The organism is Serratia sp. LTN-2, assembly GCF_059740205.1.
On record NZ_JCAXDO010000013.1, the window covers coordinates 1 to 11,922 of the forward strand.

An 11,922-nucleotide genomic window follows, 5' to 3' on the forward strand; every position below is an offset into this window, starting at 1 on the left:
CAAGGCGCAGGCGCTGCTGAAGTAAGCCGCCTGGCGTCAGCCGATAAAAAAGCCGGTCATCATGACCGGCTTTTTTTATGGACGAAACCTGCGCTTACGACGCGGCGTTGGCGCTTTCGACGCTGCGCAACCGGTCATAAGCCGCCGCCAGCAACAGCACCAACAGCGTCGGCTGCAGCCAAACCAGGCCCTGTTCGGCCAGCGGCAGCGTGTCGAACCAGGCGGGCAGCAGGCCGCTGAAGCTGGAGGAATTCAGACCGTCGGCCAGGCCGAACGCCAGGCTGGTGGCGATCACCGGCGCGAAGACGCGTTTGGCGCTGCGCCAGCGGTTCTGGCTGAAGCTGAGCAACACCAGCGCGATGCAGGGCGGGTAGATCGCCGTCAACACCGGCAGCGAGACGCGGATCAGATTGGTCAGCCCCATGTTGGAAACCAGCATGGCGAAGAGGGCGAGCAGGACCACCAGCGTGCGATAAGAAAGCGGCAGGTAGCGGGAGAAGAAGTCCGCGCAGGCGCAGGTCATGCCGACCGCCGTCACCAGGCAAGCGATGAACATCAGCACCGCCATAAAGACGCTGCCCAGATCGCCGAAGGTGTGCTGCACATAGGCGTGCAGGATCGCTGCGCCATCTTGGGCGCCGTTCCCGACCAGGCTGCCGCTGCCGGCGCCGAGCTTGAACATGCAGATATAGACCAGCGTCAGGCCGACACCGGCGATCAGGCTGGCCCACAGGGTATAACGCAGCAGCAGGCCGCTGTCGCTGACGCCGCGTGAACGGGCAGCGGTGACGATAATGGATCCGAACATCAACGCCGACAGCGTATCCATGGTTTGATAACCCTGTACGAAGCCGGTGGAAAACGCCGATGTCTGATAGCTGCCGACGGCGGAGAGCGGCGCGCCGGCGGGCCAGATCAGGGCGGCGATGCCGAGCGCAGCCAGCGCCAGAATTTTCAGCGGTGCCAGAATATGACCGACGTTATCGAGCAGGCGACCGGGGTACAGCGAGACGATCATCGCCAGGGTAAAGAACAGCAGGCTATAGATGAACTGCGGCAGGGCGCCGTCGCCGGTGAAAGGCGCAATGCCGAGAGCGAAAGAGACATTGGCGGTTCGCGGCGTGGCGAACAGTGGGCCGAGCGCCAGGTAGCAGACGGTCGCCAGCAGCAGGCCGGCGCGGCGGCCGATCGGGCCGGTCAGCAGGCTGATGCTGCCGCCGACGCGCGCCAGCGCGATCACGGCGATCACCGGCAGAGCGACGGCGGTCACCATAAAGCCGAGGGCGGCCGACCACAGATGCTCACCGGACTGCAGTCCCACCAGCGGTGGGAAAATGATGTTGCCGGCGCCGACAAACAGGGCGAAGGTCATAAAGCCCAGGGCGATAATGTCTTTCGAGGATAATTTCTTGGTCATAACGGTATGGCACTGCCTGTATTCATGAAATAAACGGCCTGGCTGCAGAGGACAGGCGCGTAGGGCAGCGAGCGCCCGCAAAAATTTTCGTCCGGCAGGATATAATAATTCGGCGATAAAAACCTGATTAATGCAGCGCCGTTTATCCTGGCGTGAACCGGCCGCCCATGATGAATAACGGCGGCCGGCAAGGCGCTGCGGGCGTTGCGTCAGCTTGCGCGCGCCACCATGTCTATCGACAGCGGGATTTCGATATGCGGTTTGAAAGAGTCGTAGGCGAAAGAAACGTGGCCGTCTTCGACCGGTTTGCGGGTGAAGAAGATCAGCATGTCGCGGGTCGAATCTTTACGCTTGTCCTGCGCTTCCACCGGCGAGAGGCTGTGTTTGCGCTCGTGGTCGACGATCAGCAGGGTGTCGAGGAAATGCCGGTGCTGTATTTCTCCCAGAATCAGCTCTCGCCGGGCCTGATCGAATTTGATGCCGCTGGTTTCGCGCATATCGTGAATAAAAGTCTTGGCGCTGTCGGCGGTCATGTTGTCGCAGCCGAGGAAAGTCGTCATGGTGTGGTCGACGCCGTCGCTGTGCACGCCCTCCAGCGCTGGTTCGCCCAGCATATGCGGCGTGGTGACGGTGCGCAGGTTGAATACGGTGCAGACGAACTTGTTGATATCCTGATTAAGCCGGGCGCGAGGCGTCACGCTTACGCCGTCGATCACATAGGCTTTGAATTTCATCAGCGCCTGAAAGACCGTATTCAGCTGCAGATCGTCGTTGATGCCGCGAAAATGGCGGACCTGGCCAGAATCGTAGCGGATGAAGTCTTCCTCGACGGAAAGCACGAACGGCTGGAACTCCAGCCGTTCGATTTGGGCGCGATCGAAGTCGAAACAGAAGCGGCCGTTTCTGGACTTGCGGAAAGGCAATGTAGGATCGTCCGCCAGATTGCCGCTGACCTGCTGCAGCTTGGCGAAATCTTCCGGCCGTGCGCCCAGTTCCAGCAGAATCTCTTGCATGGTGTCGCCGGGGATAAAGGCTGAGCGGTGTTCCTGGTAGGCCTTCTTAACTTCATCAAGCAGGGATAACTGTCGCATTTCTCGGTTGCCTCACGAATGATGTGGCGGTTATGAAATCTTGCTGCCGATTTCGACATCGAAATCGGGTTTCAGCAAGACAGTGCCTTGATCCCTGGTGACCGCGGCAAGTACCAACACTTCGGATTTAAATCCGGCAACCCGTCTGGCGGGGAAATTAACGACGGAGATGACTTTTCTGCCGAGCAGTTCATCTTCCTTATAGTTCTCGCATAATTGCGCCGAGCTGTTTTTAATGCCAATTTCCTCACCGAAATCAATACGCAGTTTATAGGCGGGCTTTAACGCCTTGTCGTTATATTCCACGGAAATAATTTCGCCGATACGCATATCCAGCTTCATAAAATCAGTGATTTCGGCCATGGGACAGTCCGGTTAATTAAGTGGCTTCAGGAAGGCTAGCAAAGGGAAATTATCCCGGCAATGTGGCTAATGGAGAGATATTCCTCGTCGGATGTAGTAATTAATTTACATTTATGTAACCTGATGGGGTTAATTATAAGCTTTGTAAATTATATAAAATTGAAACCTCCTTATTTTCGGATGATTAGGGCGAGTACGTTGGTATGAGCGCTGCGCCAATGCTGTTAAGACAGTGTTAAATTGGTTAGTATGCTTGGCAGTAATTCATCAATCGCATTTGTTCAGGTAGTGACATGGAAATAACCCACAATGCAAAACGCGATCGGCGTCAGGCATTTATCGCGCCGTTTTTCCTGATATTAATTTGGTCGACGGGATTTATCGCCGCGCGGGCGGTGGCGGATCATGCCGATCCCAACCTGTTCCTGACCTTTCGCTTTTTGATCGCCGCGGCGGTATTCGCTCTGCTGGCGCTGCATTGCGCCTGGCCCAAGGGGCGCCAGTTCGTCATGCACTTGCTGACCGGCATGCTGATGAACGGCGTTTACCTCGCCGCAAGCTGGTGGGCGGTGGCGAACGGCCTGGCGGCTGGTGTGATGTCGCTGATCGGCGGCTTGCAGCCGCTGTTCACCGCGCTGATTTTCGCGCTGGTGCTGCGCAAACCGATAGGATTGCGCTCCTGGGCCGGGTTAGCCGTCGGTTTTATCGGCGTTGCGCTGGTGCTTTCCCCCCGGCTGACCGGCATCGACGTCGGCAATATGGCGCTGCTGCCGATCCTGATGGGCTTTGGCAGCATCGTTGCGCTGACGATCGGCATCATGGTGCAGAAGTCTTCGCTGGCGGCGGCCGATCTGCGGGCGGCGGGCGCTATTCAGCATCTCGGCGCGGCGATCGTGACCGGCGTATTGGCGGCCGTGATGGGCTCCGGTGCCTGGGATAATTCGCCAACGCTGTGGTTCTCGCTGCTGTGGTCGGCCGGCGTCTTGTCGCTGGGCGGCACCGCGCTGTTCATCTGGATGGTGCGCCACGGCGATTTGACTCGCATTACCGCGCTGATGCTGCTGGTACCGCCGGCGGCGGCGCTGCAGGCTTACGCGCTGTTTGGCGAGTCGCTGTCGCTGGTGCAGTTGGCGGGTTTCGTCCTGACGCTGCTGGGGGTCGCCATCGTACAGCGAATTCGCCTGCTGCGGCGCTCTCGCCTGGCAGAATAGTCTGCGACAGTCAGTACCGCAAAGCCCGCGCTGTCGGGCTTTTTCATTGTTTGAAAATCGTCCAACCTCACAAAACCGAAAGATAACAAAGCAACGCCGTTGCCTCGTCGTGCTTATTAACTATATGTTAATTTTTGGTTTGTTAAATGTTATCAGGGGATGGATGATGATGAAAAGAATCAGCGCTACCGTGGCTGCAATCACCTTACTGGGTTCCGTTTCCGCCTATGCGGCCTTCCCGGCGGGTTACCCCGCCGACTATCAGAAGCTGGTCGACGGTGCGAAGAAAGAAGGCAAGGTGGTGATTTACTCGACCACCGACACCAAGGCGGCAGCGCCGTTGATCCAGGGGTTTGAGGCGTTGTATCCGGGCATCAAGGTCGAATACAACGACATGAACAGCACCGAGCTATATAACCGCTTTATCAGCGAGCAGGCGGCCGGCGGCACCAGCGGCGACGTGGTGTGGAGCTCGTCGATGGACACCATTTTGAAACTGGCGGGCGATTACGCGCAGGAATACGCCTCCCCCGAGCAGGCTCAACTGCCGAAATGGGCGGTATGGCAAGAGAAAGTGTATGGCACGACCTATGAGCCGGTGGTGTTTATCTATAACAAACGCCTGATCCCGCAAGGGGATGTGCCGGATTCGCATGCGGCGCTGGCCAAGCTGATCGCCGGCCAGACGGACAAATTCAAGAAGAAAGTCACCACTTACGACATCGAAAAATCCGGCGTCGGCTTCATGCTGTCGGTGCAGGACTTCAAGGCCGATCCCAACTACTTCAAAACGCTGGCTGACGTGGCCAAGGGCGGGCTGGCGGTGCAATCCTCCACCGGCACCATGATGGAGCGCGTCTCTTCCGGTGAAAACCTGATCGGTTTCAATATCCTTGGCTCGTACGCCGAGGCGCGCGCCAAGAGCGATCCGTCGCTTGGCATCGTCTATCCGAAAGACTACACCCTGGTGCTGTCGCGCGTGAGCTTCATCAGCAAAGAGGCCGGCAACCCTAACGCCGCCAAGCTGTGGTTCGACTACGTGCTGTCGGAAAAAGGGCAAAATATCCTCGCCAACCAGGCTGACATTCCCTCGATCCGCAACGATATCGAAGGCAAGAACGACATCGACGGCATGACCAAGCTGCTGGGCAATGCGCTCAAGCCGATTCCGGTCGACGACAGCCTGCTGGAATATCTGCAGCCGGCCAAGCGTCTCGACTACATCAAACAATGGCGCGCCGCGGCGGCGAAATAACAGGGACTGCATTCGGACGCGCGCCTGTCGCACCGGCGCGCGCCCTTTGGTCGTCGTTTACAACCATAGGGAGCATTTATGCAAGCATGGCGCAGAAAGTGGCAGAGCCTGCCGCGCGGCCTGGTGGTGTTGATAACCGCGCTGGTTATCTATGTCCCCCTGTCGTTTATCATCATTCAAAGCTTCCTCTCGGCTCCGTTTTTCTCTCCTTCCAAGGTCTTCAGCCTGGAGGCCTTCGAGTTCATCTTTACCGATCCGGATTTCTACAAGGCACTGAGAAGCGGCTTTATTCTGGCATTCGGTCTGGTGATCATCGCCATCCCGCTCGGCGGCATTTTGGCCTTCCTGATGGTGCGCACCGATCTGCCGGGGCGGCGGATCATCGAACCGCTGATTCTGGTGCCGATCTTCGTGTCGCCGATGGTGCTGGGCTTCGGCTATGTGGTGGCGGCGGGGCCGGTGGGCTTCTTCTCACTGTGGGCGGAGGCGTTGTTGGGCTTCGTGCCGTGGAACATCTATTCGATGGCCAGCATTGTGGTGATCGCCGGGTTAACGCACGTGCCCCACGCCTACCTGTACATCTCCTCGGCGCTGCGCAGCGTGGGTTCTGATGTTGAAGAAGCGGCGCGCACCGCCGGCGCCACGCCGCTGCAGGTGATGACCGCCGTCAGCCTGCCGATGGTGCGGCCGTCTATCCTGTACGCCGGGGTGCTGCTGTTCTTCCTCGGGCTGGAAGTGTTCGGCCTGATGCTGGTGCTGGGCGATCCGGAAGGCAACCTGGTGCTGGCGACCTACCTGTACCAGTTGACCAACAAGCTGGGCACGCCGTCTTACCATCTGATGGCGGCGGTAGCGGTGGTGCTGATCTGCATCACCATTCCGCTGGTGATGCTGCAGCGCCGGCTGATGCGCACCGCCAACCGCTTCGTCACCGTCAAGGGCAAAGCCTCGCAGGCTCGCGCGTTGCCGCTCGGCAAATGGCGCTGGGTGGCCGGCGCGGTGGTGGTGTTCTGGCTGACCATCACCATCGGCGTGCCGCTGATCGGCGTGGTGCTGCGGGCCTTTATCTCCAACTGGGGCGTGGGCGTGTCTGTCTGGGACGAACTGTCGATCAACACCTTCCGCACTATCTGGGCGCAGCCCAACCTGCTGCGCGCCATCGTCAACTCGATGGCGATCGGGGTGATCGGCGGGGCGCTGGCGGTGGCGTGTTACCTGTTTATCGGCATCGCCATGCACCGCAAGCCGGATGGCGCCACGCGCTTCCTCGACTACAGCGTGCTGGTGCCGCGCGCGGTGCCGGGGCTGTTGGCCGGCCTGGCATTCCTGTGGGTGTTTCTGTTCCTGCCGATGTGGTTGGACAAATCGCTCAAGGAAGGGTGGCTGTCGGCGCTGCCGATGGCCGAGTGGCTGCGTGAGAACGGGATTGTCTGGCTGCGTTCGCTGCGCAGCACCATCTTCAGCGTCTGGCTGGCGTACACCGTGGTGTGGATGGCCTATGGGTTGAGGCTGATCTCTTCCACGCTGCTGCAGGTGGGGCCGGAGCTGGAGGAGGCGGCGCGCAGCGCTGGCGCCAGCCGCGGCCAGATCACCCGCCACGTGACCATTCCGCTGTCGCGCTACGGCCTGATCGGCTCCTGGCTGCTGATGTTCCTGATCTTTGAACGCGAATATTCCACCGGGGTGTATCTGCTGTCTCCGGGCACGGAAACCATCGGCTCGATGCTGGTTTCCCTGTGGGCCGCGGGCGCTATCGATATCGTCGCCGCGCTGTCGTTCATCAATATCCTGCTGGTGGTGCTGGGGTTAGGGATCGCCTTGCGCTTTGGAGTGAAATTACATGATTGAACTTTCGGTAGAGAATCTGCATTTGACCTATGGCGACAACCCGGTGCTGAAAGGGGTGTCGATGGATCTCAAACGGGGCGAAGTGGTCTCGTTGCTGGGACCGTCGGGCAGCGGCAAAACCACGCTGCTGCGGGCGGTGGCCGGGCTGGAGAAACCGAGCCAGGGACGGATCGTCATCGGCAACAGCGCGGTGTACAACGGCAGCGCGCGCAGCGAAATTCCCGCCGAAGAGCGCAATCTGGGGCTGGTGTTTCAGTCCTACGCCCTGTGGCCGCATAAAACGGTGTTTGAGAACGTCGCTTACCCGCTGAAGCTGCGTAAGACCGGCTCGGCGGAGATCGCCCAGCGGGTACAGGCGGTGCTGGATCAGCTCGGGCTGGGGCATTTAGCCAAGCGCCACCCGCACCAGCTTTCCGGCGGCCAGCAGCAGCGCGTGGCGATCGGCCGCGCACTGGTCTACAACCCACCGGTGATCCTGCTGGATGAGCCGCTGTCCAACCTCGACGCCAAGCTGCGTGAAGAGGCGCGGGTATTCCTGCGTGAACTGATCATCAAACTTGGTCTGTCGGCCCTGATGGTGACTCACGATCAAAACGAGGCGATGGCCATCTCCGATCGCATCCTGCTGCTCAATAACGGCAAAATCGAGCAGCAGGGCACGCCGCAGGAGATGTACGGCTCGCCCACTACGCTGTTCACCGCCGAGTTCATGGGCAGCAACAACCGCTTGCCGGGCAAGATCGTGGCGCTGGAAGGCGATCGGGCGCGTATCGAAGGCAAGGATTGGGCGCTGTGGGGCAAAGCGGGCGCAGGCGTGCAGGTTGGCCAGGAGGGGACGGCGGTGATCCGCGTGGAGCGCGTGCGGTTGGGCGAAGATCCGCAGGGTAACCAGCTTGAGCTGCCGTTGCTGACCAGCATGTATCTCGGCGATCGCTGGGAATACCTGTTCCGCACCGTGGCCGAAGATTTCGTGGTGCGCGCCTACGGCCACGAGGCGCGCGAGCAGGCGCTGTGCCGGCTCTACCTGCCGGCCGAGCATCTGTGGATATTCCCGAAAGCCTAATCAGGACGCCCGCTGATGCGGGCGCTTCGTTTACAGATCCAGCACCAGCCGGCTGCCTTTGGCGCGTGAGCAGCAGATCAACAGGGTTTGCTGCGCCGCGCGCTCTTCGTCACTGAGATACTGATCGCGGTGATCGGCTTCCCCTTCGACGATGCGGGTTTCACAGGTGCCGCAAATGCCTTCGCGGCACAGGCACTCAACCTTGGCCGCCTTGCTGTTTTCCAGCGCCTGCAGGATGGTCATGTCTTCCGCCACTTCAAGCTCAACGCCCGAGCGAGCCAGCACCAGCGTAAAGGCGCCGCCCGCCGTGTTTTCGGCGGCAAAGGCCTCGCTGTGTAAACGCGCCGGGTTAATGCCCAGTTCGGCGGCGATCTGGTAAACCGCTTCGTTCAGCGCCGCTGGGCCGCAGACGTAGATATGAGCGCCGGGTTCCACGTCGGCCAGCGTGCGCGCCAGATCCAACCGGCCGTTAAGGCTGGAGACATGGCAACTGACGTGGTCGGCGAATGGCGCTTGCATCAGCTGTTGCTGAAAGGCGTTGTGTTCCTCGCTGTGGAAGCAATAGTGCAGATGATAGCGTTGCCCACTGCGCTGCAGCTCGTGCAGATGGGCCATAAACGGCGTGATGCCGATGCCGCCGGCGATCAGCACGTGATGCTGCGCCTCCGGCGCCAGCGCGAACAGGTTATTCGGGGTGCTGATGGTCAGCACATCGCCGACTGCGAGGCGGTCGTGCATGAAGTCGGAACCGCCTTTGGAAGGGGATTCGCGTCGGACGGCAATCTGATAATGTTCGAGCTCGAACGGCGAGCTGAGCAGCGAATAGGCGTTGCTGTAGCGCCGCTCGCCGTCCTGCATCTGCACGATGATGTGGCTGCCGCCGCTGAAGGCGGGCAACGGCCGGCCTTGGGGATCCGCCAGGGTAAAGCGCTTGATCTGTGCGGTGACGGTTTCGATGTCGACGACGCGAACATCAAGCATCTGATAGCTGGTCATTCATTGGCTCCAAAGCGCGGGCGTCCCCGCGCATGAAAAGGTTATACCGCCTGGCACAGGTATTTGAGCTCCAGATAGTCTTCAATGCCGTATTCGGAGCCTTCGCGCCCCAGGCCCGACTGTTTCACCCCGCCGAAAGGCGCCACCTCGTTGGAGATAAGCCCGGTATTGATGCCGACCATGCCGTACTCCAGCCGTTCCGAAACGCGCCAGATGCGCGCCGCATCGCGGGTATAGAAGTAGGCGGCCAAGCCGTAGATGGTATCGTTGGCCTGACGGATCGCCTCGGCTTCGTCATCGAACACCACCAGCGGCGCGACCGGGCCGAAGATCTCCTCCTCCAGCAGCAGCGAGCCGGGCTGCACGTCTCCCAGCACCGTCGGGGTGAAGAAGTTGCCGCCCAGCGCGTGCGGCGTGGCGCCGGTCAGCACCTGGGCGCCTTTGCTCAGCGCATCATCGAGTAGCTCCAGCACCTTGTCGCGCGCCTTGCGGTTGATCAGCGGGCCAATTTGCACGCCCGGTTCGAAGCCGTTGCCGACCTGCAGCGCCGCTACCCGGGCGACAAATTTTTCGGCGAACTGGGCGTAAACGCCGCGTTGTATGTAGAACCGGTTAACGCACACGCAGGTCTGCCCGGCGTTGCGGTATTTGGCGATCAGCGCGCCTTCCACCGCGGCATCGATGTCCGCATCGTCAAACACGATGAACGGCGCGTTGCCGCCCAGTTCCAGCGACACCTTCTTGATGGTGTCCGAGCTCTGACGCATCAGCAGCCTGCCCACCGGCGTGGAGCCGGTAAAGCTGAGTTTGCGCACCTGCGGGTGGCGGGTCAGCTCGGCGCCGATCGCCTGCGAGTTGCCGGTCACCACGTTGAACACCCCGGCGGGAATGCCGGCGCGCTCAGCCAACTCGGCCATCGCCAGCGCTGAGTAAGGGGTCTCGTTGGCGGGTTTGACCACCAGCGTACAGCCGGCCGCCAGCGCCGGCGCGGCCTTGCGGGTGATCATCGCCGCCGGGAAGTTCCACGGCGTGATCGCCGCGCACACGCCGATGCCTTGCTTCAGCACCATCAGGCGTTTGTCGCTGCTCGGCGAAGGAATGATGTCGCCGTTGGTGCGCTTGGCCTGTTCGGCGAACCATTCGATAAAGGAAGCGGCGTAGCGGATCTCGCCCAGCGACTCCGCCAGCGGTTTGCCTTGTTCCAGCGTCATCAGGCTGGCCAGATCCTGCTGGTGTTCCAGCATCAGTTCGAACCAGCGGCGCAGCAGCTGGGCGCGCTGTTGCGCCGGCAGCGCGCGCCAGCCTTCCAGCGCTTGCTGAGCGGCGTCGATCGCCCGTTGGGTTTCGGCCGTCGCCATATTGGGCACGCTGCCGATGAGTTGGCCGGTGGCGGGATCGCTCACCGGCAGCGTTTCCTGGTTGTCGGCGTCGCGCCACTGGCCGTTGATGTAGGCCTGTTGGCGGAATAGCGCCCGATCGGAAATATTCACAAAGAACCTCACAAGTCAGGGAAAGGGGCCCGCGGGCCCCGTCGCATCAGGGTTGATAAACCTGCGCCAGCAGATTGTGGAAGTGGGCGATGCCGTGTTCGCTGACGCCGCTGCCGGCGCCGTCGGCCATGATGCGCCCCTGGCCGCGATAGCCGCGCGATTTGAGGCCTTTTTGCACGCTCTCCACCAGCCGCAGGTCTTCCGGGCGGAACACGTCGCGGTACCAGTCGATCAGCTTGAGCTGCTCGTCGCTCAAATCGGCGTTGGTAAAGTAGATGTCGTAGTGCTGCAGGGTGGTTTCCGCATCGACCGGGAATTCGTAAATCACCGTCATCATGCCTTCCAGCGGCGGCATGTTGAACATGGTGCACGGCCACAGCCAGATGCCGTGGAAGCTGGCTTCTTTGCCCTCTTCAAACTTGAACGACTGCTCTGAAGGGCGGGCGTAGCCGAACTGCAGCGTCCAATTGCCGTGCAGGGTGTGCCAGTAGCGATCGACCTGCACCGAGTCGGCGAAGCCGGGGTGCGCCGGGCCACAGTGGTAGCACTCGAGGTAGTTGTCGACGATGTTCTTCCAGTTGGCCGGGGTACGGGTGACGAAGCGCGCCGCCAGCTTGAGATCGTCGACCTGCGGGCAGGCTTCGCGCACTTTGGCGCCGAGGCCCGGCAGCTGGTCTTCCACCGTGCCGGCCTGCGAGTCCAGATTGACGTAGATAAACCCGGCGTATTCTTCGACCCGCACCGGCATCAGGTGCGAGTTTTCTTTATCGAAGTTCTGCACGTTTTCACAGTTGCGCGCGTGCGCCAGCTCGCCGTCCAGCTTGAACGCCCAGGCGTGGTAAGGGCAGGTGATGACGTTTTTCGCCCGGCCGTCACCCGCCAACAGCTGGTGGCCGCGGTGCGGGCAGACGTTGTAAAAGGCGCGCAGCACTTTATCGCGGCCGCGCACCACCAGAATGTTTTCGCCGATGATCTCGCGGGTAATGTAGTCGTTCGGTTCGGCGAGCTCGCTGCGGTGCGCCACGCAGATCCAGCTGGTGGCGAACACCTGCTCTTTTTCGTGCTCGAACGCCGCCTGGTGGGTATAGAAACGGGCCGGAATGGTGTAAGCCTCGCGGGCGTCGGCGCAGAAATCTTTCGGTAAGGTAAATTCAGGGATCAGAGTGCTCATAAGTTAACCTTCCTCTT

10 protein-coding genes are annotated in these 11,922 nt (G+C 60.8%); 4 read left to right on the forward strand and 6 right to left on the reverse strand.

Annotated features, from left to right (window positions below; all coding sequences use genetic code 11):
- Positions 1-94 precede the first annotated feature (94 nt).
- The 3 genes from brnQ to AC6BYQ_RS20690 form a co-directional block, all read right to left on the reverse strand.
- Positions 95-1,417, reverse strand: coding sequence for a branched-chain amino acid transport system II carrier protein (gene brnQ / locus AC6BYQ_RS20680; protein WP_498057476.1), 1,323 nt, complete (start codon positions 1,415-1,417; stop codon positions 95-97).
- A gap of 209 nt (positions 1,418-1,626) precedes the next feature.
- A complete protein-coding gene (locus AC6BYQ_RS20685) occupies positions 1,627-2,508 on the reverse strand; it encodes a 2OG-Fe dioxygenase family protein (RefSeq protein ID WP_019455603.1) in 882 nt (293 codons plus the stop codon).
- A gap of 30 nt (positions 2,509-2,538) precedes the next feature.
- Positions 2,539-2,871, reverse strand: a complete 333-nt coding sequence (locus tag AC6BYQ_RS20690; protein ID WP_019455604.1) for a tRNA-binding protein — start codon at positions 2,869-2,871, stop codon at positions 2,539-2,541.
- 293 nt (positions 2,872-3,164) lie between these two features.
- Between AC6BYQ_RS20690 and AC6BYQ_RS20695 the strand changes: the two genes are divergently transcribed.
- From AC6BYQ_RS20695 to AC6BYQ_RS20710, 4 genes are all read left to right on the forward strand, one after another.
- A complete protein-coding gene (locus AC6BYQ_RS20695) occupies positions 3,165-4,082 on the forward strand; it encodes a DMT family transporter (RefSeq protein WP_197668319.1) in 918 nt (305 codons plus the stop codon).
- Positions 4,083-4,248: 166 nt separating this feature from the next.
- Positions 4,249-5,337, forward strand: coding sequence for an ABC transporter substrate-binding protein (locus AC6BYQ_RS20700; RefSeq protein WP_025160204.1), 1,089 nt, complete (start codon positions 4,249-4,251; stop codon positions 5,335-5,337).
- Positions 5,338-5,415: 78 nt separating this feature from the next.
- Positions 5,416-7,185 (forward strand): ABC transporter permease, encoded by a 1,770-nt coding sequence (locus AC6BYQ_RS20705; RefSeq protein ID WP_019455607.1) that lies wholly within the window; start codon positions 5,416-5,418, stop codon positions 7,183-7,185.
- The gene (locus AC6BYQ_RS20710; protein WP_498057477.1) at positions 7,178-8,248 is read left to right on the forward strand and encodes an ABC transporter ATP-binding protein; all 1,071 of its coding nucleotides are present in this window, start codon (positions 7,178-7,180) and stop codon (positions 8,246-8,248) included. Before AC6BYQ_RS20705 ends, AC6BYQ_RS20710 begins: the two co-directional genes overlap by 8 nt.
- A 30-nt stretch (positions 8,249-8,278) precedes the next feature.
- On the opposite strand, the gene AC6BYQ_RS20715 is transcribed toward AC6BYQ_RS20710, so the two are convergent.
- The 3 genes from AC6BYQ_RS20715 to AC6BYQ_RS20725 are packed head-to-tail and all read right to left on the reverse strand — an operon-like array spanning position 8,279 to position 11,905.
- Positions 8,279-9,244, reverse strand: coding sequence for a PDR/VanB family oxidoreductase (locus tag AC6BYQ_RS20715; protein ID WP_498057478.1), 966 nt, complete (start codon positions 9,242-9,244; stop codon positions 8,279-8,281).
- A 41-nt stretch (positions 9,245-9,285) separates the two neighbouring features.
- Positions 9,286-10,734: an NAD-dependent succinate-semialdehyde dehydrogenase gene (locus AC6BYQ_RS20720; RefSeq protein ID WP_498057479.1), complete on the reverse strand. Its 1,449-nt coding sequence runs from the start codon at positions 10,732-10,734 to the stop codon at positions 9,286-9,288.
- 46 nt (positions 10,735-10,780) lie between these two features.
- On the reverse strand, positions 10,781-11,905 hold the full coding sequence (locus AC6BYQ_RS20725) for an aromatic ring-hydroxylating oxygenase subunit alpha (RefSeq protein WP_019455611.1): 1,125 nt from the start codon (positions 11,903-11,905) through the stop codon (positions 10,781-10,783).
- Positions 11,906-11,922: the final 17 nt, after the last annotated feature.

Coding starts and splice junctions, on each gene's coding strand:
- AC6BYQ_RS20695 (WP_197668319.1), top strand. CDS start 3,165: ATGGAAATAACCCACAATGCAAAACGCGATCGGCGTCAGGCATTTATC.
- AC6BYQ_RS20715 (WP_498057478.1), bottom strand. CDS start 9,244: ATGACCAGCTATCAGATGCTTGATGTTCGCGTCGTCGACATCGAAACC.
- brnQ (WP_498057476.1), bottom strand. CDS start 1,417: ATGACCAAGAAATTATCCTCGAAAGACATTATCGCCCTGGGCTTTATG.
- AC6BYQ_RS20710 (WP_498057477.1), top strand. CDS start 7,178: ATGATTGAACTTTCGGTAGAGAATCTGCATTTGACCTATGGCGACAAC.
- AC6BYQ_RS20705 (WP_019455607.1), top strand. CDS start 5,416: ATGCAAGCATGGCGCAGAAAGTGGCAGAGCCTGCCGCGCGGCCTGGTG.
- AC6BYQ_RS20725 (WP_019455611.1), bottom strand. CDS start 11,905: ATGAGCACTCTGATCCCTGAATTTACCTTACCGAAAGATTTCTGCGCC.
- AC6BYQ_RS20685 (WP_019455603.1), bottom strand. CDS start 2,508: ATGCGACAGTTATCCCTGCTTGATGAAGTTAAGAAGGCCTACCAGGAA.
- AC6BYQ_RS20690 (WP_019455604.1), bottom strand. CDS start 2,871: ATGGCCGAAATCACTGATTTTATGAAGCTGGATATGCGTATCGGCGAA.
- AC6BYQ_RS20700 (WP_025160204.1), top strand. CDS start 4,249: ATGATGAAAAGAATCAGCGCTACCGTGGCTGCAATCACCTTACTGGGT.